Consider the following 22,016-nt stretch of genomic DNA (forward strand, 5'->3'; position numbering starts at 1 on the left):
AGAGCGGGTGAGCGGCGCGTGATGGGCTCGGTAACATCAAGCACCGGGGTCTGGAGGCGATGGGCCGGCCACCGGTCGACGCTGCCGGAGGTGCCCATGAGCGCGGAGGCCCCCAATGAAGGTGCTCTCGGCCGCAGGCGCGGCCGCGCCCGTCTCGACCTGAGGCGGCTGGGGCGCGCGGCGCTCAGCGGCTCCGGGTCGCGCGGCCGCCTGCCGGACGCCATCGACCACGTCGCCAAGGTCCACCGGGCCCACCACCCCGGCGCGGACCTCGACATCCTGCGCCGGGCCTATCTCCTCGCCGAGTCCTCCCACCGCGGTCAGACGCGCAAGAGCGGCGAGCCGTACATCACCCACCCGCTCGCCGTGACCCTGATCCTCGCGGAACTGGGCGCCGAGACCACCACCTTGACCGCCTCCCTCCTCCACGACACGGTCGAGGACACCGAGGTGACTCTGGATCAGGTGCGGTGCCAGTTCGGCGAGGAGGTCCGCTTCCTGGTCGACGGCGTCACCAAGCTGGAGAAGGTCGACTACGGCGCCGCGGCCGAGCCCGAGACCTTCCGCAAGATGCTGGTCGCCACCGGCAACGACGTCCGCGTGATGTCCATCAAGCTCGCCGACCGGCTGCACAACATGCGCACCCTCGGCGTGATGCGTCCCGAGAAGCAGGCGCGCATCGCCAAGGTCACCCGCGACGTGCTGATCCCGCTCGCGGAGCGGCTGGGCGTGCAGGCGCTCAAGACCGAGCTGGAGGACCTGGTCTTCGCGATCCTCCACCCCGAGGAGTACGCCCGCACCCGCGACCTCGTCCTCTCCCACGCGGACCGCCCCGATCCGCTGGTGGAGACGGCCGAGCGGGTGCGCGCCGTGCTGCGCGAGGCGGGCATCGCGGCCGACGTCCTGGTCCGCTCCCGGCACTTCGTCTCCGTCCACCGGGTGCGGCTCAAGCGCGGCAGGCTGACGGGCTCGGACCTGGGACGGCTCCTGGTGCTCGTCGCGGAGGACGCCGACTGCTACGCGGTCCTCGGTGAACTCCACACGTGCTTCACCCCGTTCGTCTCGGAGTTCAAGGACTTCATCGCGGTGCCGAAGTTCAACCTCTACCAGTCGCTGCACACCGCCGTGGCCGGGCCGAGCGGCGAGGCCGCCCAGGTGCTCATCCGCACGCACCAGATGCACCGCGTCGCCGAGGCCGGTGTCGTCGCCCTGGGGAACCCGTACGCGACCCCCGAGACGCCCGACGCGGCGGACGGCGAGCGCGTCGACCCCACCCGGCCCGGCTGGCTCTCCCGGCTGCTGGAGTGGCAGCGGGCCACGCCCGACCCCGACACCTTCTGGACCTCCTTGCGGGACGAACTGGCCCAGGACCGTGAGGTCACCGTCTTCCGCGCCGACGGGGGCACGATCGGTCTGCCGGCCGGGTCGAGCTGCGTCGACGCGGCGTACGCCCAGTACGGGGACGGCGCGCACAGCTGCATCGGGGCCCGGGTCAACGGCCGGCTGGCGACGCTCAGCACGGTCCTGCGCGACGGCGACACCCTCCAGCTGCTGATGTCCCGCGACACCGCTTCCGGCCCCTCCCCGGACTGGGTGGAGCACGCCCGTACGCCGGCGGCGCGCATCGCCATCGAGCGCTGGCTGGCCACCCATCCGGTACCGGACCCCGTCGCCCCGCCCGTGCCCCTGACGCCCGACCGGCCCTGCCCGCCGCCGCGCTCCACCGCCCCGGCGGCCCGGTGGCCCGTCGTGGTCACCGCCGACGGCACCGACCTGGCGGCCACCAGCGTGCGGCTCGCCGGCTGCTGTACGCCCGTACCGCCCGACGAGGTCACCGGCTTCGCCGTGCGGGGCGGCGCGGTGACCGTGCACCGCGCGCACTGTCCCGCGGTGGGCCGGATGGTCACCTCGGGGCGCGAGCCGGTGGAGGTGTGCTGGAGCAGTCCCGAGAGCGCGGGGGCGTTCGACTACAGGGTCACGCTCCTCGCCGAGTCGTTCAGCAGGCCGCACCTGCTGGCCGACCTCACCGAGGCCATCGCGGGGGAAGGGGCCGCGGTCATCTCCGCCGCGGTGGAACCGCCGCACGAGCAGCGCGTGCGGCACACCTACACCCTCCAACTGGCCGATGCCGCTCAACTGCCGGAGCTGATCCGGGCCATGCGGCGCGTCCCGGGGGTCTATGACGTCGAGCGGGCGGGGCGCGCCTTCGCCGGAGCACAGCTGTAGCCGTACGGGAGGCGGTCTCCGGGCGACGCCGGAGTCGGGGGGAACGAGACTCCGGAGCGCGGAACACCATGCGCCCGCCCGACCCGGAAAGGCCCACCGGTGTGACGCTCGTACAGCCTTCCGAAACGCTCATACGGGTGGGGCGGCGTCGTGCCGCCGACGGCGGTGCCTCCCGCGCTGATAGCGGTGGACGCATGCCGCACTCTCCCGGGACGCGCTCCCCGAACCGCCGCCGCCCCGTACGCCGCCGGGCCGCCCTCTCCACGGCTGCCGCCACAGCCCTCCTGGTGGGCGCCTCCGCCCCGCCCGTCGCCACTCCGGAAGGGGTCGGCGACCGGCTCTTCCCGTATCTGGGCAACCCGGGTTTCGACGTGGTCGCCTATGACATCGCCCTCGGCTACCACGGAAACGACCGCCCGCTCGACGCCGTGACCACCATCAGGGCCGAGGCCACCTCCTGGCTGGACCACTTCAACCTGGACTTCACCCAGGGCACCGTCCGCTCGATCGAGGTCAACGGAATGCCCGCCGAGTTCACGCCCGTCAAGGAGGACCTGGTCGTCACTCCCGCGAGGGCCCTGCCCGCCCACCACGGCTTCACGGTCAAGGTGCACCACACCAGCGACCCGCGCGGCGCGGGCGACGGGGGCTGGGTCCGCACGAGCGACGGGCTGGTCATGGCCAATCAGGCCGACGCCGCCCACCGGATCTTCCCCGGCAGCGACCACCCCTCCGCCAAGGCCCGCTTCACCTTCCACGTCACCGTGCCCAAGGACCTGACCGTGGTCGCCAACGGCCTGCCCCTGAGCCGGGTCACCCAGGGCGAGAACACCACCTGGACGTACCGGACCCTGCACCCCATGGCCACCGAGCTCGCCCAGGTCTCCATCGGACGGTCCGTCGTCCCCCGCCGCAGCGGCCCGCGGGGACTGCCCGTCCGCGACGTGGTGCCCGCCGCCGAGCAGCAGCAGCTGGAGAAGTGGACGGCGAGGACACCCGACCAGCTCGCCTGGATGGAGAAGCGCGTCGGGCCGTTCCCCTTCGAGACCTACGGGGTGCTGATGGCCGACGCGTCGACCGGCTTCGAGCTGGAGACGCAGACGCTGTCCCTCTTCGAGCGCGCCCTGTTCACCCGGACCGACGTCCCCGACTGGTACCTCGAATCGATCATGGTCCATGAGCTCGCCCACCAGTGGTTCGGCGACAGTGTCAGCCCCCGGATGTGGTCCGACCTCTGGCTCAACGAGGGGCATGCCACCTGGTACGAGGCGCTCTACGCGGAGGAGAAGGGCGGCACGAAGTTCGCCGACCGGATGCGCGTGGCGTACGAGTTCTCCGACGCCATGCGCGTCGACGGAGGGCCGCCCGCCGCGCCCAAGGGGCCCGCGCCGGGGAAGAAGATCAGCATCTTCCGGCCCGTCGTCTACGACGGCAGCGCCGTGGTGCTCTACGCGCTGCACGAGAAGATCGGGGCACCCGCCTTCGAGCGACTGGAGCGCGAGTGGGTCGCCCGCCACCGCGACTCCACCGCCACCACGGACGACTTCGTCGCCCTCGCCTCCCGGGTCTCGGGCCAGGACCTGAAGCAGTTCCTGCACGCCTGGCTGTACGGGCCCACGACCCCGCCCATGCCCGGCCACCCCGACTGGAAGCCCACCCGGAAACCCGCGTGACGGCCCGGCGGCGGCGTGGGAACATCGACACGTCGGCGCGGGGGCCGGCCCCGGGAATCTCCGGGGGCCACCGCACGTTGTCGACGGTGTGGCCCCTCACCGGGGGCCACCACTTCCCAACGACGTAAGGATCAAATGACCTCCTCTTCTTCCCTTCCCCAGGACCGGCAGAGCCTCCCGGAGAGCCTTCGGGCCGACGCCCTGATGGAAGAGGACGTCGCCTGGAGCCACGAGATCGACGGGGAGCGTGACGGCGCGCAGTACGACCGCTCCGAGCGCGCGGCGCTGCGCCGTGTGGCGGGACTCTCCACCGAGCTGGAGGACGTCACCGAGGTCGAGTACCGGCAGCTGCGCCTGGAGCGCGTGGTGCTGGTGGGCGTGTGGACGTCGGGCACCGCGCAGGACGCCGACAATTCCCTCGCGGAGCTGGCCGCGCTCGCCGAGACGGCGGGCGCCATGGTCCTCGACGGCGTCGTCCAGCGCCGCGACAAGCCGGACCCGGCCACCTACATCGGCTCGGGCAAGGCGCAGGAGCTGCGGGACATCGTCCTGGAGACCGGCGCCGACACCGTGGTCTGCGACGGTGAGCTCAGCCCCGGCCAGCTCATCCATCTCGAGGACGTCGTCAAGGTCAAGGTGGTCGACCGGACCGCCCTGATCCTCGACATCTTCGCCCAGCACGCCAAGTCCCGAGAGGGCAAGGCCCAGGTCTCCCTGGCCCAGATGCAGTACATGCTGCCCAGGCTGCGAGGCTGGGGCCAGTCGCTCTCCCGGCAGATGGGTGGCGGTGGCTCCGGTTCGTCCGGCGGCGGCATGGCGACGCGTGGTCCCGGTGAGACCAAGATCGAGACCGACCGTCGGCGGATCCGCGAGAAGATGGCGAAGATGCGCCGGGAGATCGCGGAGATGAAGACCGGCCGCGACATCAAGCGCCAGGAGCGCCGGCGCAACAAGGTGCCCTCGGTCGCCATCGCCGGATACACCAACGCGGGCAAGTCCTCGCTGCTCAACCGGCTCACCGGAGCCGGTGTGCTGGTGGAGAACGCCCTGTTCGCCACCCTCGACCCGACCGTGCGCCGGGCCGAGACGCCCAGCGGGCGGCTCTACACCCTGGCCGACACCGTCGGCTTCGTACGGCACCTGCCGCACCACCTCGTCGAGGCGTTCCGCTCCACCATGGAGGAGGTCGGGGACTCCGACCTGATCCTGCACGTGGTGGACGGCTCGCACCCGGCGCCGGAGGAGCAGCTGGCCGCCGTGCGCGAGGTGATCCGCGAGGTCGGCGCGGTCGACGTGCCGGAGATCGTCGTGATCAACAAGGCGGACGCGGCCGACCCGCTCGTGCTCCAGCGCCTGCTGCGCATCGAGAAGCACTCCCTGGCCGTCTCCGCGCGCACCGGTGAGGGCATCGAGGAGCTGCTCCAGCTGATCGACACCGAGCTGCCCCGGCCCGCCGTCGAGATCGAGGCGCTCGTGCCGTACACGCAGGGCTCCCTCGTCGCACGGACGCACGCCGACGGCGAGGTGATCTCCGAGGAGCACACCCCGGAGGGCACGCTCCTCAAGGCGCGGGTCCATGAGGAGCTGGCCGCGGAGCTCCAGCGCTATGTCCCGGCGGCCCGCGGCTGACCGGCTGCCGCGCGCGTACGAAACCCGAAGGCCCGCCCCGTCCGGGGGCGGGCCTTCGGGCTTTCACCGCTTACTGGTTGGCGAACTTCCGGCTGATGCCGTCATAGACGCCCTTGGCCTCCGGGCCCAGGTGCGGACCCGCGAGCCAGGTGCTGTTGGCCGGGCCGATGGAGGTGTTGGAGACCAGCACCACCTTGCCGTCGCGCTGGGCGAACCAGCCGCCGCCCGACGAACCACCGGTCATGGTGCAGCCGATGCGGTACATGGTCGGCTGCGACGGCTCGATCGTCAGCCGGCTCGGCTTGTCGATGCAGTCGTACATCTTCTGCCCGTCGAAGGGCGGCGCGGCCGGGTAGCCCCAAGCGCCCATCGACTGGATGGACTTCACCTGCGGGGCGTCGAAGTCGACCGTGAGGGCGTTGCCGACGGTCTCTTCGAGAGACTTGCCGGAAGTGGCCTCCGGCTTCACGTGCAGCACGGAGAAGTCATAGGGAGCACCGGCGCCACCGGTCTCGGCACCCTGCGTGATCCACTGCGAGGACGTCTGCGCCCAGTCCGCCCACCACACGCCGTACGGAGCGACGTCCTGCACCGGCGCCGTGTTGACCTGTGTGCCCGGCAGGCCCTTGTCGTTGTAGGACGGCACGAAGGCGATGTTGCGGTACCAGCCGCCGCTCTTGCCGGCGTGCACGCAGTGGCCCGCGGTCCACACCATGTTGGACTTGCCCGGGTGTGCCGGGTCCTTGACGACCGTCGCCGAGCAGACCATGTGGCCCTCGGGGCTGTCGAAGAAGACCTTGCCGACCGGGGCGGCGTTGTTGTGGTACGGCAGGCCGACCGACTTGGCCGTGACCGGCTGCGGCTCGGGGTCGGTGACACCCTGGTCGCCGGAAGCGCCCGGAGCGGTGCCCGGAGCGCCCTTGCTCGACAGCGTCTTGTCGCTGGAGCGGGCGTCCTTCATGGTGTCGGGCTTCCAGTGGCCCTTGATGATGGGGTTGATGAAGTCACGGGCCTCGCGGAGCCACTGGTCCTTGTCCCAGTTCTTCCAGGCGCCGTTCTTCCACTTGTCCAGGTCCTTGAGGGACGAGGGCAGGTTCTTGGGCAGCTGGAGGCCGTCGTCACCCGTCTGGGTGGCCGAGGCGCTGGGCTTGTCGCTACCGGACGCCTTGTCCTCGGAAGGGCCGCACGCGGTGGCTGTCAGGGCCAGCGCGGCGGTCAGAGCGGCCGCTGCCAGCGCGGGCCGGCGGATGGATGGCATGGAGTGGGTTCCCCCTGAGTCGATCTCTTGGCGCAGCGGTGCCCGCGCAGTGCGCGCCCGCCTATGAACTTGTCATGTACCGCCCCAGTGGGGTGGCAGGACCCCACTATGCCGGTGCGGTGGGAGACGGGCGAGAGCGGGTCCCCGGTTCCGGCCCCAAGCTTCTTGACGGTCGGCCGTGTTCCGCCGCTCGCGGCGTCGTTGGTACGTACGGGGGAGAGCCGACCGGAGTTCAGCACCAGGAGGTCCCAGAGCTGTGACCTTGACCCAGCTGCCGCCGACCGCGTCACCGTCGGGGACCCGTGACGGCATCCTCAGGCGGCAGTCGGCCCGGGAGACGGCGGCCCGTACCTACGCCCGCTCGCTGCCGGTCGTGCCGGTGCGCGCGCGGGGGCTGACGGTCGAGGGCGCCGACGGGCGGCGCTATCTCGACTGCGCCTCGGGGGCGGGCTCGCTGGCGCTCGGTCACAATCACCCGGTCGTGCTCGAAGCGATCCGCGCCGTGCTTGACTCGGGCGCCCCGCTGCACGCGCCGGACCTCGCCACACCCGTACGGGAAGCCTTCACCGGCGAGCTGTTCGCCACGCTGCCCCGCGGGCTGGCCGACGCGGCGCGGATCCGGTTCTGCGGTCCGACGGGCGCCGACGCGCTGCGGGCCGCCTCCGCGCTCCTGCGGGCCGCGACGGGCCGCACGGAGCTGCTCACCCTTTCCGGGGCACCCGCCGAGACCTCTCTCGCCCTCTCCGGCCCGTCCGATGCGTTCCTCGCCACCCTGGGGAGCGGAGGGCGCGCACCGGCCGGCGTGGTCGTCGAACCCGTGGCGGGCGAGGGCGCCGTGCTCCCCGCGCCGGACGGTCTGCTGCGGCGGGCGCGCGACGTCACCGCCGCCCGCGCGATCCCCCTCGTCGTGGACGAGGCGGCGACCGGCGTGGGCCGCACCGGCGCCTTCTGGGCGGTCGAGCACAGCGGGATCGTGCCCGACGTGATGGTGCTGTCCCACGCGATCGGCGGCAGCCTCCCGCTCGCCGCCGTCGTCCACCGCGCCGACCTCGGCGCATGGCCGCCGGACGACCGCGCGGACGCCTGCCGGGGCAACCAACTGGCCATGGCGGCGGGCACGGCGACCCTGCGATTCGTACGGGAGAACCACCTCGCCGGGCGCGCGGCGGCGCTCGGCGCGCACATGCTCCGGCGGCTGCGGGCGGCGGCCCACGGTTGCGTCGGCGAGGTGCGGGGGCTGGGGCTCATGATCGGCATCGAATGCGCGCCCGGCCCGGCCGCCGCCGTGCGGCGCGAGTGCCTGCGCCGAGGGCTCATCGTCGAACTCGGCGGCCCGCACTCCTCCGTCGTACGCCTCCTGCCTCCCCTCACGATCACCGACGAGCAGACGGAAGCCGTCCTCGACCGCCTGGCGGACGCCCTCGCCGCGGTCGACCGGACCCACCGCCGCGCACCCACCCCGAGCATGCCGAAGGAGGCAGGTGTCGCGTCCCCGGCCTGACTCCGGGGCACGCGTGCCGCACACCGCATGAACGCATCCACCGGGACCGAGGCGCCCGCCGCCCACCGGGACCGTCAGCCGGCGGTCCAGCCCAAGGTGTCCGCGGTGCCGGGCCAGGGCACGGGCCCCGACCCGCGCACGCCGACCGCTCCCGACCCGCTGGAGCATCCCGACCCCAGGGCCGCCGCGGACGCCGCCGCCGTGGAGAACCTGCTGCGCTGCTGGGTCCGCGAGAACGACATCGCCCGCCCGGACGGCGGCGCGCTGCGGCTGCCCCTCACCGCGAGCGGCACCGCCCTGCACGTCCCCCTGCGCCACTGGTCCGCCACCGGCTGGCACCGCTTCGGCCCGCCCGCGCTGGCGGACGGCCCGGCCGACGCCCCGCCCGTCGACGCCGTCACCCTGGCCGCCCTCCTCGGCCGGGAAGCCGAGCACCGGACCGCCCCCGCCGACCGCCCGCCCGCCGGTGGCGCCGCCGAACTCGTCGGCCGGGTCGCGGACTCGGCGCGCCGTACGGCGGAATTCCTCGCGGACCGGCGCGCCCGGCCCGCCGACCCGGACGGGGACGACCTCTTCCTCTACGCGGAACAGTCCCTGCTGCTCGGACACCCCTTCCACCCCGCGCCCAAGAGCCGCGAGGGCCTCTCCGAAGCCGAGTCCCGCCTCTACTCACCCGAGACGCGCGGCTCCTTCCCACTGCACTGGCTGGCCGTCCACCGCTCCCTGCTGGCCTCCGAATCGGCCTGGACCGAGCGGGGCAGGGCCGTCGACGCCGGCACGCTCGCCGCCCGGCTCGCCGGCCCCGGGCTGCGCCTGCCACCGGACACCGTGGCCCTGCCGGTCCACCCCTGGCAGGCACACGACCTGCGCAGCCGCCCGGCCGCCGTCGGCCTCCTCGAAGCCGGGCTGCTCCACGACCTCGGTGCGCACGGCGAGCCGTGGTACCCCACCTCGTCCGTACGCACCCTGCACCGCCCCGGCGCGCCCGCGATGCTGAAGCTCTCCCTGGGCCTGCGCATCACCAACTCGCGGCGGGAGAACCTCCGCAAGGAGCTGCGGCGCGGCGTCGAGGTGCACCGGCTGCTGCGCAGCGGACTCGCCGAGCGGTGGCGCGCGGCGTGCGCGGGCGGCCTCGGCTTCGACATCGTCCGCGACCCCGCCTGGCTCGCCGTCGACGCCCCGGACGGCACACCGCTGACCGGACTCGACGCCGTCGTCCGGCACAACCCCTTCGGCCCCGGGGACGACGCCGCGTGCCTCGCCGGGCTCCTCTCGCCGCGCCCCTGGCCGGGCACCGCGGGCCACCCGGGGCAGCCCGGCATGTCCTCCCGCGTCGCCGACCTCGTGGCCCGGCTCGCGCTCCGCACCGGACGGCCCGCGGGGGCCGTCTCCGCGGAGTGGTTCCTGCGCTACCTGGAAGCGGTCGTACGGCCCGTGCTGTGGCTCGACGGCGAGGCGGGCATCGCGCTGGAGGCCCACCAGCAGAACACCCTGGTCCTCCTGGACCGCGACGGCTGGCCCGCCGGTGGCCGCTTCCGCGACAACCAGGGCTACTACTTCCGCGAGTCCCACCGCGACGCGCTCGACAGCGGGCTCCCCGGGATCGGCGGGGAGAGCGACACCTTCGTCTCCGACGCGGTGGCCGACGAACGGTTCGCGTACTACCTCGGCATCAACAACGTCCTCGGTCTGATCGGCGCGTTCGGCGCGCAGCGGCTGGCGGACGAGAGGGTCCTGCTGGCCGCCTTCCGGCGCTTCCTCAAGGACGCGGCCTCCGGGCCGGGCACCGGCGGCTCGTCCCTGCCCGGCCACCTCCTCGCGTCGCCCACGCTCCGCTGCAAGGCCAACCTGCTGACCCGACTGCACGGCCTCGACGAGCTCGTCGGCCCGGTCGACACCCAGTCCGTCTATGTCACCATCGCCAACCCCCTTGTCACGTCGGCCGGATGACCGGCGGGAGCCCGGACGGGACACATCCGGTTGAGGGCGACGGACGTCCCGCGAGGCCGGGGGCCGGCCGAGAGGAGAGTGCCGTCGTGCCGCCCACCGACCCGAGCGCCGGTTCCAGCACCGACGACACCCTTGACCTGAAGTTGTCCGAGGAACTCGTCGAGCTCATCGCCCACGAACAGCCGGAGCCGCACGCGGAGGGCGCCACCGCGCACCGGCGCGGCGCGGCCGACCTCCTCGACTCCCTCGCGGACTGGGGCCCGGTCGACACCCCCATGGGCGCCTTCCGGCTCGTACCCGTCCGCGTCGAACGCGACCTGCGGACCGTCACCCACTGGATGAACGACCCGGCCGTCGCGGCCTTCTGGGAGCTCGACGGGCCCGAGACCGTCGCCGAGGCCCACCTCCGCGCCCAGCTCGACGGCGACGGCCGCAGCGTCCCCTGCCTGGGAGTGCTCGCCGGTGTGCCGATGAGCTACTGGGAGGTGTACCGCGCCGACCTCGACCCCATCGCCCGCCACTACCCGGCACGGCCGCACGACACCGGACTCCACCTCCTCATCGGCAAGGTCGCCTACCGCGGCCGCGGCATCGGCACCCACCTGCTGCGCACCGTCGCCGACCTCGTCCTGGACCGCCGCCCCTCCTGCGGCCGGGTCGTCGCCGAACCCGATCTCCGCAATGTGCCTTCCGTCTCGGCGTTCCTCAGTGCGGGCTTCCGGCTGTCCGCGGAGATCGCCCTGCCGGACAAGCGCGCGGCCCTGATGATCCGCGACCGCGCCCTGCGCCGGGTCCTCTGACCTCCCGCTACTCCGACTGCCCGCACGGGCCAACTCGGCGGCCGGCCGCGCCCGTACGGGCCGGGGTACGTACGGGCGGCATCCCGGATATCACGGACGCCGTCCGACCGTGCCCCACCGGACCCGATCCGCTGCACATTTCCATGATCGGGCAAGAGTTGTCAGTGCCTCCCTTTAGGCTGGACGCGCTATGACTGCCTCCTCCTCGCCCTCCCTCGCCGATCTGCTGCACGCCGCCGTCACCGCCGTCGGCGGCACCGAGCGGCCCGGTCAGGTCACCATGGCCGAAGCCGTCGCCGAAGCGGTCGACGACAATTCCCACCTGCTGGTGCAGGCCGGCACCGGCACCGGAAAGTCCCTCGGCTATCTGGTCCCGGCCCTGGCCCACGGCGAGCGCGTCGTCGTGGCGACCGCCACGCTCGCGCTCCAGCGCCAGCTCGTGGAGCGCGACCTGCCGCGCACGGTCGACGCCCTCCAGCCGCTGCTGCGCCGCCGCCCGCAGTTCGCCATGCTCAAGGGCCGGTCGAACTACCTGTGCCTGCACCGGCTGCACGAGGGCGCGCCGCAGGAGGAGGAGCAGGCCCTGTTCGACACGGTCGAGCCCGTGGCCCCGACGGCGGCCGCCCCGAGCAGCAAGCTCGGCAAGGACCTGCTGCGCCTGCGCGACTGGTCCGACGAGACGGAGACGGGCGACCGCGACGACCTCACGCCCGGTGTCTCCGACCGCGCGTGGTCCCAGGTCTCCGTGACCTCCCGCGAGTGCCTGTCGGCCTCCAAGTGCGCGTACGGCGCCGAGTGCTTCGCCGAGGCCGCCCGGGAGCGGGCCAAGCTCGCCGATGTCGTGGTCACCAACCACGCCCTGCTGGCGATCGACGCGATCGAGGGCGCCCCGGTGCTGCCCAGTCATGAGGTGCTGATCGTCGACGAGGCCCATGAGCTGGTCTCCCGGGTCACCGGCGTGGCCACCGGCGAGCTCTCGCCGGGCCAGGTCAACCGCGCCGTGCGCCGGGCCGCCAAGCTCGTGGACGAGAAGGCCGCGGACGCGCTCCAGACCGCCTCCGAGACCTTCGAGCGTCTGATGGAGCTCGCGCTTCCGGGCCGTCTGGAGGTCCTTCCGGAGGATCTGCAGTACGCGCTGACGGCGCTGCGCGACGCGTCCCGCACGGTGATCTCGGCCATCGGCAACACCCGCGACAAGTCCGTCCAGGACGAGGACGCCGTCCGCAAGCAGGCGCTGGCCGCGGTGGAGAGCATCCACACGGTGGCGGAGCGGATCGTCGAGGGCTCCGAGTACGACGTCGTCTGGTTCGCCGGTAACGACCGCTTCGGTGCCTCCCTGCGTGTCGCTCCGCTGTCGGTCTCCGGCCTGCTGCGGGAGAAGCTCTTCACCGAGCGTTCGGTGATCCTCACCTCGGCCACGCTCAAGCTCGGCGGGGACTTCAACGGGGTCGGCGCCTCCCTGGGGCTGGCCCCCGAAGGCACCGGGGGAGGGGACAGCCCGCAGTGGAAGGGCGTCGACGTGGGCTCGCCCTTCGACTACCCCAAGCAGGGGATCCTCTACGTGGCGCAGCACCTCTCCCAGCCCGGCAGGGAGGGCAGCCGCACGGACATGCTCGACGAGCTCGCGGAGCTGGTGGAGGCGGCCGGCGGCCGTACGCTCGGGCTGTTCTCCTCGATGCGGGCCGCGCAGGCGGCGGCGGAGGCACTGCGGGGGCGGCTCGACACGCCGATCCTGCTGCAGGGCGAGGACACGCTGGGCGAGCTCATCAGGGCCTTCGCGGACGACGCGCGGACGTGCCTGTTCGGCACGCTCTCCCTGTGGCAGGGGGTCGACGTGCCCGGGCCGAGCTGTCAGCTCGTCGTGATGGACCGGGTGCCCTTCCCGCGCCCCGACGACCCGCTGATGAGCGCCCGGCAGAAGGCCGTGGAGGAGGCGGGAGGCAACGGCTTCATGGCGGTCGCGGCCACGCACGCGGCACTGCTGATGGCACAGGGTGCGGGCCGTCTCGTACGGGCCTCGGGCGACCGGGGGGTCGTCGCGGTGCTCGACCCGAGGCTGGCCAAGGCCCGCTACGGAAGCTTCCTGCGCGCCTCGATGCCGGACTTCTGGTACACGACGGACCGCAACCAGGTCCGCCGCTCCCTGGCGGCGATCGACGCGGCGGCCAAGGCGGAAGACCGGTAGGGCACGGCGCCCCCGGACCGGCTCCGGGGGCGAGCGCAAAGGCGAGCCCCGGAACCGGCGCAGTGGTTCCGGGGCTCGGTCGTGCGACGCCTTCAGACCCGGCGGAGCACCGCCACCACCTTGCCCAGGATGGTGGCCTCGTCGCCGGGAATGGGCTGGTAGGCGGCGTTGTGCGGGAGCAGCCACACATGGCCGTCCTCACGCTTGAAGCGCTTGACCGTCGCCTCGCCGTCGAGCATCGCGGCCACGATATCGCCGTTCTCCGCGACCGGCTGGCGACGCACCGTGACCCAGTCGCCGTCACAGATGGCGGCCTCGACCATGGAGTCGCCGACCACCTTGAGGACGAACAGCTCGCCGTCGCCCACCAATTGGCGCGGCAGCGGGAAGACGTCCTCGACGGACTCCTCGGCGAGGATGGGGCCGCCCGCGGCGATCCGGCCGACCAGGGGCACATAGGAGGCCGCGGGCTTGCCGGTGGTGTCGGTGGGCTGCGAGCTGGGCTGGTCGGAGCCGCGCACCTCATAGGCGCGGGGGCGGTGGGGATCCCTGCGGAGGAAGCCCTTGCGCTCCAGGGCCATGAGCTGGTGGGCCACGGAGGAGGTGCTCGAGAGTCCCACCGCCTGGCCGATCTCGCGCATGGAGGGCGGATAGCCCCGGCGCTGGACGGAGTCCCGGATGACCTCGATCACCCGCCGCTGCCGGTCGGTGAGGCCCGAGCTGTCCGCCCGGATCCCTGGAGGTCGTCCGGGAAGGGCGCGAGCGGGCTTCTGCCCCTCGGCGTTCATGGCTGCGTCATTCATCGGGTGTGCCTGGTCGAGTCGGTTCTGGGAGCGGTCCTGGGCGGTGATGGTGGCGCTGTCTGCGGTGGTGGTCACGTCGGCCCCTCTCGAGATGTTCTCCCTAGCTGGACAACGGTAGTTGCTTTCGAAAGGTTGCGCCAAACACACGTTCGAGTGAAATATCGAAGATTCCCTGACGTGATCAGGCGAGAGGGTGTACGGCTGAAGATCAATTCGACCTATTACGGTACCCTTCGGTGCGAAGTCCTACGGACTTCACAGATCCTGCCGGGCCGGGCGTCGACCGGTCGGAATCTCCCGGCGGGGCGGCGGTCCGCAGCCGCCGGGCGCGCCCGGCGCGCCGAGGTCGCGGTGCCGGTGTCCAGTCTGTCATCCGCGGACGCCCGAAGCCCCCACGGGGCCGCGGTGCGGGCTGCTCGCGTAGGCTCGGACCCTGCTCGGACGGCGCGACACGCCTCCGGCGAGGTTCGCCACTCGGCACCAGATCTAGTGGTTTGATTGCGACGGCTCCCCACAAGTTGTGGTCGAAGGCTGTCGCTGGTCATTCCGGCCCACGGCCATCGCCTATGCTGGGGGCTGCTTCGCGAGGCCCTCGTAAGAGGGTCGGCCGAAGCCGAAGATCGTGCACAGTCCTATGAGGGTGAGGAGGGTGGAGAGCCATGCACTGCCCCTTCTGCAGGCACCCCGACAGCCGTGTGGTCGACAGTCGGACCACCGATGACGGCTGTTCGATCCGCAGGCGGCGCCAGTGCCCCGACTGCTCCCGCCGGTTCACGACCGTCGAGACCGCGTCACTGATGGTGATCAAGCGCAGCGGGGTCACCGAACCCTTCAGCCGCAACAAGGTCATCTCCGGGGTGCGCAAGGCGTGCCAGGGCCGCCCGGTCACCGAGGACGCCCTGGCGCAGCTCGGCCAGCGTGTCGAGGAGGCGGTGCGGGCCACGGGCAGCGCCGAGCTCTCCACGCATGACGTCGGGCTCGCCATACTCGGCCCCCTCCGGGATCTCGACCTCGTCGCGTATCTGCGGTTCGCGTCCGTGTACCAGGCGTTCGACTCGCTGGAGGACTTCGAGGCCGCCGTCGCGGAGCTCCGCGAACAGCGGCCCGTGGTAGCCGCCGGCGAGTGCGGCGGGGGCCACGGGGTCCCCGCGCCCGCCACCGCCGCCGAATAGCGGCGACAACCAGAGACCTGCCCGGCGCGCTCCGCGCGCCCGGGTGAACGACAGACATCCGCGCCACGGAAGAATTGGGCGCATTAGGGCGTTTTGCCCGTAGAGGGAGGCGGCATGACAGAGACGACGAGCGGCCCGGCACGAGGTTCCCGCTCCAAGGGGAACAAGGGCGGCAAGGGTCTGCGCATCGAACGCATCCACACGACTCCCGGCGTGCACCCGTACGACGAGGTGGTCTGGGAGCGTCGTGACGTCGTCATGACCAACTGGCGCGACGGCTCGATCAACTTCGAGCAGCGTGGCGTCGAGTTCCCCGACTTCTGGTCGGTCAACGCGGTCAACATTGTCACGAGCAAGTACTTCCGTGGCGCGGTCGGTTCGCCCGAGCGCGAGTCGAGCCTGAGGCAGCTCATCGACCGCGTGGTGAAGACCTACCGCAAGGCGGGCGAGGAGCACGGCTACTTCGCCTCCCCCGCGGACGCCGAGATCTTCGAGCACGAGCTCAGCTACGCCCTGCTGCACCAGGTCTTCAGCTTCAACTCGCCGGTCTGGTTCAACGTCGGCACCGCCCAGCCCCAGCAGGTCTCCGCCTGCTTCATCCTGTCCGTCGACGACTCCATGGAGTCGATCCTCGACTGGTACAAGGAAGAGGGCATGATCTTCAAGGGCGGCTCGGGCGCCGGCCTGAACCTCTCCCGCATCCGCTCCTCCAAGGAGCTGCTCTCCTCCGGCGGCAACGCCTCCGGCCCGGTCTCCTTCATGCGCGGCGCCGACGCCTCCGCAGGAACGATCAAGTCCGGTGGCGCCACCCGCCGCGCGGCCAAGATGGTCGTCCTCGACGTCGACCACCCGGACGTCGAGGCCTTCATCGAGACCAAGGTGAAGGAAGAGGAGAAGGTCCGCGCCCTGCGCGACGCCGGCTTCGACATGGACCTGGGCGGCGACGACATCACGTCCGTCCAGTACCAGAACGCCAACAACTCCGTCCGCGTCAACGACGAGTTCATGAAGGCCGTCGAGACCGGTTCGAAGTTCGGGCTGCGCGGCCGGATGACCGGTGAGGTCATCGAGGAGATCGACGCCAAGGGCCTCTTCCGCAAGATGGCCGAGGCGGCCTGGGCCTGCGCCGACCCGGGTATCCAGTACGACGACACGATCAACCACTGGCACACCTCGCCGGAGACGGGCCGGATCACCGCGTCCAACCCGTGCAGCGAGTACATGCACCTGGACAACTCCTCGTGCAACCTCGCCTCGCTGAACCTGATGAAGTTCCTGCGCGACGACGACAAGGGTCACCAGTCGTTCGACGCCGAGCGCTTCGCCAAGGTCGTCGAGCTGGTCATCACGGCGATGGACATCTCCATCTGCTTCGCCGACTTCCCGACCGAGAAGATCGGCGAGACGACCCGCGCCTTCCGCCAGCTCGGCATCGGCTACGCCAACCTCGGCGCCCTGCTGATGGCGACCGGCCACGCGTACGACAGCGACGGCGGCCGCGCGCTCGCCGGTGCCATCACCTCGCTGATGACCGGCACCTCCTACAAGCGCTCCGCCGAGCTGGCCGCGGTCGTCGGTCCGTACGACGGCTACGCCCGCAACGCCGACGCCCACAAGCGCGTCATGAAGCAGCACTCCGACGCCAACGCCGTCGCCCCGCGCGCCGACGACCTGGACACCCCGGTCTGGGCCGCGGCGACCGAGGCCTGGCAGGACGTCGTCCGCCTGGGCGAGAAGAACGGCTTCCGCAACGCCCAGGCCTCCGTGCTGGCCCCCACCGGCACCATCGGCCTGATGATGGACTGCGACACCACGGGCGTCGAGCCGGACCTGGCCCTGGTCAAGTTCAAGAAGCTCGTCGGCGGCGGCTCGATGCAGATCGTGAACAACACGGTCCCCAAGGCCCTCAAGCGCCTGGGCTACCAGCCGGAGCAGGTCGAGGCGATCGTCGCCCACATCGCCGAGCACGGCAATGTCATCGACGCCCCGGGCCTGAAGGCCGAGCACTACGAGGTCTTCGACTGCGCCATGGGCGAGCGCGCGATCTCCGCCATGGGCCACGTGCGCATGATGGCCGCCGCGCAGCCGTTCCTCTCCGGTGCCATCTCCAAGACGGTGAACCTGCCGGAGTCGGCCACCGTCGAGGAGGTCGAGGAGGTCTACTTCGAGGGCTGGAAGCTCGGTCTGAAGGCGCTCGCGATCTACCGCGACAACTGCAAGGTCGGCCAGCCGCTCTCCGCCAAGAAGAAGGAGGAGGCCAAGGCGCCCGAGGTCGCTCCCGCCGCGGAGAAGGTCGTCGAGTACCGCCCGGTCCGCAAGCGCCTGCCCAAGGGCCGTCCGGGCATCACCACCTCCTTCACGGTCGGTGGCGCCGAGGGCTACATGACCGCCAACTCCTACCCGGACGACGGTCTCGGCGAGGTCTTCCTCAAGATGTCCAAGCAGGGCTCGACCCTCGCGGGCATGATGGACGCCTTCTCCATCGCGGTCTCCGTCGGCCTGCAGTACGGCGTGCCGCTGGAGACGTACGTCTCGAAGTTCACCAACATGCGCTTCGAGCCGGCCGGCATGACCGACGACCCGGACGTCCGGATGGCGCAGTCGATCGTCGACTACATCTTCCGCCGCCTGGCGCTGGACTTCCTGCCGTTCGAGACCCGCTCGGCCCTGGGCATCCACTCCGCCGAGGAGCGCCAGCGTCACCTGGACACCGGTTCGTACGAGCCGACCGACGACGAGGTCGACGTCGAGGGCCTCGCCCAGTCGGCTCCGCGTCAGGTCGCTGCCCCCAAGGCGGAGGCCCCGGCCCAGCCCGCGGCGGCCGTGCCGGCCCCGAAGCAGGCCCACAACTCCACCGAACTGGTGGAGATGCAGCTCGGTCTGAACGCCGACGCCCCGCTCTGCTTCTCCTGCGGTACGAAGATGCGCCGCGCGGGCAGCTGCTACCTCTGCGAGGGCTGCGGCTCCACCAGCGGTTGCAGCTGACGGCGAGCGCCGCATAACGCGCACCGAGTGCGCCGCATGACGTGACCAGGCGGAAAGGCCCCCTTCGGGGATGCCTTTCCGCCTGGCCGTTTTTCCGTGCCCTGGTGGGTGCCCTGAGTCAGCAGTCGCCCATCAACGCGGCGAACTCCGCCGGGTCGGCGTCGAATCCGCGGACGGCCTTGCGGAATTTCCACGCCCCCGAGCCGTCCCGGAAGAATTCCCCGACGGTCGCGGCCGTGGACGCCGCGACGGCGGTGAGATCCTCGGAAGCCAGCACGGACCGGCCTTCGCTGATGCGGACTCCCGTGTTCGCCACCTCGCCGAAGGTCTTCCGCCCGGCGTTCTGCTGGATGGCCACGCCCACCACCACCCGGCCGTAGTCGTCCGACAGCCGGTCGAGCTCCAGCGTCATCGCCTCGTCCGTGCCCAGGCCCTGGCCGGTCCGGCTGTCCCTGTTGAGCGTGATGGTGCCGTCGGGGGCCCGGCTGTCGAAGTGGACGAGGTACGCGGGCCTGCCGTGCGGCGCGTCCGCGGGATACGTCGCGGCGATGAGGTCGAGGTCGGTGGCGGGGGTGCCGGACGGGCTCGGGTCCCATTTGAGCGTCACTTCGACTTTTTCGATCCCCTTGTTGAGACTGCTCATCAGGCTCCCCCTCCTCGGTTTCACGTCCGTAACTTCCAAGGATTTCACGCCGGTTGCCGCTGGTGCCACCCTCGGTGGCGTACCCGATGCGATGAGTTTCCCGTGCGCGGGTCAGCCGGCCCGCTCGCGCGGCGCCACGGAGAGAAATGGGTCCTGTACGCGGTCCACCGAGGCGGACGCGTCGACGGGGACGTCGTTGATGCTCGCCTCGCGGCGGCGCATCAGGCCGTCGGCGTCGAACTCCCATTGCTCGTTGCCGAAACTGACCCACTGCCTGCCGTCGACATCACGCCAGTCGTACCGGAAGCGTACGGAGATGCGGTTTCCGCTCCAGGACCACAGATCCTTGCGCAGGCGGTAGTCCAGTTCCTTCTCCCACTTGAGGCGCAGGAATTCCCGGATTTCCGCGCGGCCGGTGAGGAACCGGTCCCGGTTCCGCCAGACGCAGTCCTCGGTGTAGGCCAGGGCGACCCGGTCCGGGTCGCGGGAGTTCCAGGCGTCCTCGGCGGCCTGGACCTTGGCCCGGGCGGTCTCCTCGTCGAACGGCGGAAGCGGAGGTCGCTGAGTCATGGAATTGCCTTTCCCGACAAGGGAGAACGGTCGTTCTCCCTTGTCGCGTAGCCTAGAGAACGAACGTTCTCTTCGCTAGTCGGGAGTGGCATGAACACCACCGAGGTCGAACAGCAGGTGCTCGACGCCGCCGAGGCGCTCTTCTACGAGCACGGGGTGCAGGCCGTGGGCATGGACCGGATCCGCAGTGCGTCCGGCGTCTCGCTCAAGCGCCTCTATCAGTGCTTCCCCTCCAAGGACACCCTGGTGGAGGCCTGCCTGCGGCGCCGCGACCGGCGTTGGCGCGGCGCGCTGGCCGACCATGTGGAACTCCGGCCCGCCGACCGGGACCGGCCGCTCGCGGTGTTCGACTGGCTGTATGAGTGGTTCACCGAACCGGACTTCAGGGGCTGTGCGTTCATCAACGCGTTCGGCGAAATGGGGACGGGCTCACCGGCCGTGGTCGACGCCGTGCGCGACCACAAGGCCGAGGTGCGCGGCTATCTCCTGGGCCTCGTCCGCGCCGCCGGTGCGGAGGCCCCGGAGCGACTGGCCGACCAACTGGCCGTGCTCGTCGACGGGGCGATCACCACGGCGGCGATCACCGGTGAGCCCGACGCGGCCTGCCGGGCGCGGGATGCCGCCGCGGTGCTGCTCGCACCGGCTGGGTGATCATGGGGAGCGACACGGCCCGGAAATACGAAGAGGAGTGGTGGCCCATGTCCCTGTGGAGCGGCGACGAGCTCGATCTGGACGCCTATTCGGCACGCATCGGACTGGCGGGGGAGCTGCGGCCGGATCTGGCCACGCTCCGGGCGATCCACCGTGCGCATGTGGCCGCCTTCCCTTTCGAGAACCTGGAGATCATGCTGGGCCGGCCGATCCTGCTGGACATGGAGGCGTTGCAGGACAAGATGGTGGCCGCGCGCCGGGGCGGCTACTGCTACGAACAGAACCTGCTGTTCGCCGCGGTCCTGGAGCGCATCGGATTCGCCTTCACCGGCGTCGGGGCGAGGGTCCGCATGGGCAGTGACAAGCTGCGTCCCGTCACGCACATGGCCCTGAAGGTCGAGGCCGACGGCGGTCACTGGCTGTGCGACGTCGGGTTCGGCGGGGAGGGCCTGCTGGAGCCGCTGGCCTTCCAGGACGGAGCGCGGGCGCGCCAAGGCGACTGGACGTTCGGGATCGCGTGTGAACCGCAGGACGTGCACGTGCTGCGCTCGCTCCATCCGGAGGGCTGGTTCGACCTGTACGCCTTCGGCCCGGAGCCGCGTTTCCCGATCGACTACGCCGTGATGAACCACTACATCTCCACCCATCCGCACTCGCCCTTCGTCTCCCGCGTGGTGGTGCAGCAGACGGAGCCGGGCGTACGCCGGAGTCTGGTGGGATCGTCGTTGTCGACGGCGCGCCCCGAGGGTGCCACCGAGCAACAGGACGTGAAGCCCGAGGACTTGGTGGAACTGCTGCAGCGTGAGTTCCGTATCGAGCTCGGTGAGGCGGATGCAGACGCGCTCGCGCGGGTGTACTCATCCGGTACGTGATTACGCGCCGCTGTCGGCACCGTACGATGGCGCGGTGCTGGTCAAGTGGATTCGCTGCACCGTGGTGGACCGCCGCGGTTTCGAGCGGGGGCAGCGGAAATGGGCGGGGTTGCTCGGCGAACCGGGATTCCGGGGGCAGGGCGGGGGCTGGAGCAGGGGCCGCCCCCATGTGGCGCACCTCTTCGGCTTCTGGGAGAGCAGAGCGTTCTACGACTCGTTCATGGCGCGGTCCCACGACAGGCTGGCGGCCGCGCAGGCCGGCACGTTCAAGAACATCCAGGTGCGGCTGTTCGAGCACCGGTGTGACGTAAAGGTGGGATTCCTGCCGCAGTTCGCGGACGCGGACGTGGTGCGGATCGCCCACTGCCGCGTCCGCGAGGACCGGGTCGAGCACTTCACGCTGATGCAGGAGAAGGTGTGGAACCCGGCCATGGCCGGGTCGCCGGGAATGCTGCGCGGCGTGTTCGGCGAGGCGCCGGGCCAGGAGTTCCTGGTGCTGTCGATGTGGAACTCCGGTGCCGAGTACGGGAAATACCGCGTGGACCGGCTGGAGCGGCTCGCGCTGCGGGCGCAGACCGAGGCGGATGTCGCGGCGATCGGCGGCGACATCGTCGCGATAGAGCCGTCCTGGACGGTGTGACCGGCGCTCCGGCAGCTGCCGGGCCGTGGACCCGGCGGTGTCACGCGGGCCGGGCGTGGACCCCGGCGAGGGCCGCGCCGATCGCCCCGCAGGGTGCCGGTGTCGGATGGGGTCCATCCGTGTCCCGTGGGGCCGACCTGGCTGGAAGACGCCGTACGGGCTCTGGCGCACGGCGCCAACGGCACGGGCAAGTCCACCTGGCTGAAGGCCCTGGCCGAGGCGAGCGAACCGGACACCGGCACGGTGCGCCGACGGGGAGACATCAGCTACCACCTCGCTCCCCGGTCTGGTCGAACAGCTGGAGCAGGCGTTGGTCGACTGGCCGGGGCCCTGGTGGTGGTCTCGCATGACAGGCTGCTGACCAGCCGCTTCGTCGGGCGCCGCTGCGAGATGCGGGCCGGCCGCCCGCTGACCGAGGGACGACGTGCGGCAAGGGGCCCGCGTTCGATCTAGGGTGG

16 protein-coding genes and 1 pseudogene are annotated in these 22,016 nt (G+C 71.5%); 13 read left to right on the top strand and 4 right to left on the bottom strand.

The window, feature by feature from the left end:
* The first annotated feature begins 96 nt into the window (after nucleotides 1–96).
* From DXZ73_RS30700 to hflX, 3 genes are all read left to right on the top strand, one after another.
* Entirely contained in the window at nucleotides 97–2,226 is a 2,130-nt protein-coding gene (locus DXZ73_RS30700) for a RelA/SpoT family protein (RefSeq protein WP_116214241.1), read from the top strand.
* 194 nt (nucleotides 2,227–2,420) lie between these two features.
* On the top strand, nucleotides 2,421–3,899 hold the full coding sequence (locus tag DXZ73_RS30705) for a M1 family metallopeptidase (protein ID WP_116214242.1): 1,479 nt from the start codon (nucleotides 2,421–2,423) through the stop codon (nucleotides 3,897–3,899).
* Nucleotides 3,900–4,034: 135 nt separating this feature from the next.
* Nucleotides 4,035–5,528: a GTPase HflX gene (hflX, locus tag DXZ73_RS30710; protein ID WP_116214243.1), complete on the top strand. Its 1,494-nt coding sequence runs from the start codon at nucleotides 4,035–4,037 to the stop codon at nucleotides 5,526–5,528.
* Between the two features lie 70 nt (nucleotides 5,529–5,598).
* On the opposite strand, the gene DXZ73_RS30715 is transcribed toward hflX, so the two are convergent.
* The gene (locus tag DXZ73_RS30715; RefSeq protein ID WP_116214244.1) at nucleotides 5,599–6,786 is read right to left on the bottom strand and encodes a trypsin-like serine peptidase; all 1,188 of its coding nucleotides are present in this window, start codon (nucleotides 6,784–6,786) and stop codon (nucleotides 5,599–5,601) included.
* 256 nt (nucleotides 6,787–7,042) lie between these two features.
* Between DXZ73_RS30715 and DXZ73_RS30720 the strand changes: the two genes are divergently transcribed.
* The 4 genes from DXZ73_RS30720 to DXZ73_RS30735 all read left to right on the top strand — a co-directional run bounded on the left by DXZ73_RS30720 (nucleotide 7,043) and on the right by DXZ73_RS30735 (nucleotide 13,222).
* Nucleotides 7,043–8,287, top strand: a complete 1,245-nt coding sequence (locus DXZ73_RS30720; protein WP_425315880.1) for an aminotransferase class III-fold pyridoxal phosphate-dependent enzyme — start codon at nucleotides 7,043–7,045, stop codon at nucleotides 8,285–8,287.
* Nucleotides 8,288–8,314: 27 nt separating this feature from the next.
* Nucleotides 8,315–10,237, top strand: coding sequence for an IucA/IucC family protein (locus DXZ73_RS30725; RefSeq protein WP_116214245.1), 1,923 nt, complete (start codon nucleotides 8,315–8,317; stop codon nucleotides 10,235–10,237).
* An 86-nt stretch (nucleotides 10,238–10,323) separates the two neighbouring features.
* On the top strand, nucleotides 10,324–11,037 hold the full coding sequence (locus tag DXZ73_RS30730) for a GNAT family N-acetyltransferase (RefSeq protein ID WP_240351553.1): 714 nt from the start codon (nucleotides 10,324–10,326) through the stop codon (nucleotides 11,035–11,037).
* Nucleotides 11,038–11,227: 190 nt separating this feature from the next.
* The gene (locus DXZ73_RS30735; RefSeq protein WP_116214247.1) at nucleotides 11,228–13,222 is read left to right on the top strand and encodes an ATP-dependent DNA helicase; all 1,995 of its coding nucleotides are present in this window, start codon (nucleotides 11,228–11,230) and stop codon (nucleotides 13,220–13,222) included.
* A gap of 92 nt (nucleotides 13,223–13,314) precedes the next feature.
* On the opposite strand, the gene lexA is transcribed toward DXZ73_RS30735, so the two are convergent.
* Complete coding sequence (lexA, locus tag DXZ73_RS30740) at nucleotides 13,315–14,100, bottom strand: transcriptional repressor LexA (protein WP_116214248.1); 786 nt, start codon at nucleotides 14,098–14,100, stop codon at nucleotides 13,315–13,317.
* Between the two features lie 584 nt (nucleotides 14,101–14,684).
* On the opposite strand from lexA, the gene nrdR reads away from it, so the two are divergent.
* Nucleotides 14,685–15,197: a transcriptional regulator NrdR gene (nrdR, locus tag DXZ73_RS30745; RefSeq protein ID WP_116214249.1), complete on the top strand. Its 513-nt coding sequence runs from the start codon at nucleotides 14,685–14,687 to the stop codon at nucleotides 15,195–15,197.
* Nucleotides 15,198–15,311: 114 nt separating this feature from the next.
* Nucleotides 15,312–18,182 (top strand): vitamin B12-dependent ribonucleotide reductase, encoded by a 2,871-nt coding sequence (locus DXZ73_RS30750; protein ID WP_116214250.1) that lies wholly within the window; start codon nucleotides 15,312–15,314, stop codon nucleotides 18,180–18,182.
* A gap of 118 nt (nucleotides 18,183–18,300) precedes the next feature.
* On the opposite strand, the gene DXZ73_RS30755 is transcribed toward DXZ73_RS30750, so the two are convergent.
* Both DXZ73_RS30755 and DXZ73_RS30760 read right to left on the bottom strand, forming a co-directional pair.
* Nucleotides 18,301–18,825 carry a TerD family protein gene (locus DXZ73_RS30755; protein WP_116214251.1) on the bottom strand — a complete coding sequence of 175 codons (525 nt, stop codon included), beginning with the start codon at nucleotides 18,823–18,825 and terminating at the stop codon, nucleotides 18,301–18,303.
* A 111-nt stretch (nucleotides 18,826–18,936) separates the two neighbouring features.
* Nucleotides 18,937–19,395, bottom strand: coding sequence for a nuclear transport factor 2 family protein (locus DXZ73_RS30760; protein ID WP_116214252.1), 459 nt, complete (start codon nucleotides 19,393–19,395; stop codon nucleotides 18,937–18,939).
* Nucleotides 19,396–19,485: 90 nt separating this feature from the next.
* Between DXZ73_RS30760 and DXZ73_RS30765 the strand changes: the two genes are divergently transcribed.
* The 4 genes and pseudogenes from DXZ73_RS30765 to DXZ73_RS40670 all read left to right on the top strand — a co-directional run.
* On the top strand, nucleotides 19,486–20,046 hold the full coding sequence (locus DXZ73_RS30765; protein WP_116214253.1) for a TetR/AcrR family transcriptional regulator: 561 nt from the start codon (nucleotides 19,486–19,488) through the stop codon (nucleotides 20,044–20,046).
* A gap of 47 nt (nucleotides 20,047–20,093) precedes the next feature.
* Nucleotides 20,094–20,918 carry an arylamine N-acetyltransferase family protein gene (locus DXZ73_RS30770; protein WP_116214254.1) on the top strand — a complete coding sequence of 275 codons (825 nt, stop codon included), beginning with the start codon at nucleotides 20,094–20,096 and terminating at the stop codon, nucleotides 20,916–20,918.
* Nucleotides 20,919–20,952: 34 nt separating this feature from the next.
* Nucleotides 20,953–21,558: a YdbC family protein gene (locus DXZ73_RS30775; RefSeq protein WP_116214255.1), complete on the top strand. Its 606-nt coding sequence runs from the start codon at nucleotides 20,953–20,955 to the stop codon at nucleotides 21,556–21,558.
* Nucleotides 21,559–21,838: 280 nt separating this feature from the next.
* Nucleotides 21,839–22,011: pseudogene (locus tag DXZ73_RS40670) on the top strand (ABC transporter ATP-binding protein); the annotation flags it as partial.
* Nucleotides 22,012–22,016 lie beyond the last annotated feature (5 nt).

The organism is Streptoverticillium olivoreticuli subsp. olivoreticuli (genome assembly GCF_003391135.1).
Taxonomy (GTDB): Bacteria; Actinomycetota; Actinomycetes; order Streptomycetales; family Streptomycetaceae; genus Streptomyces; species Streptomyces blastmyceticus.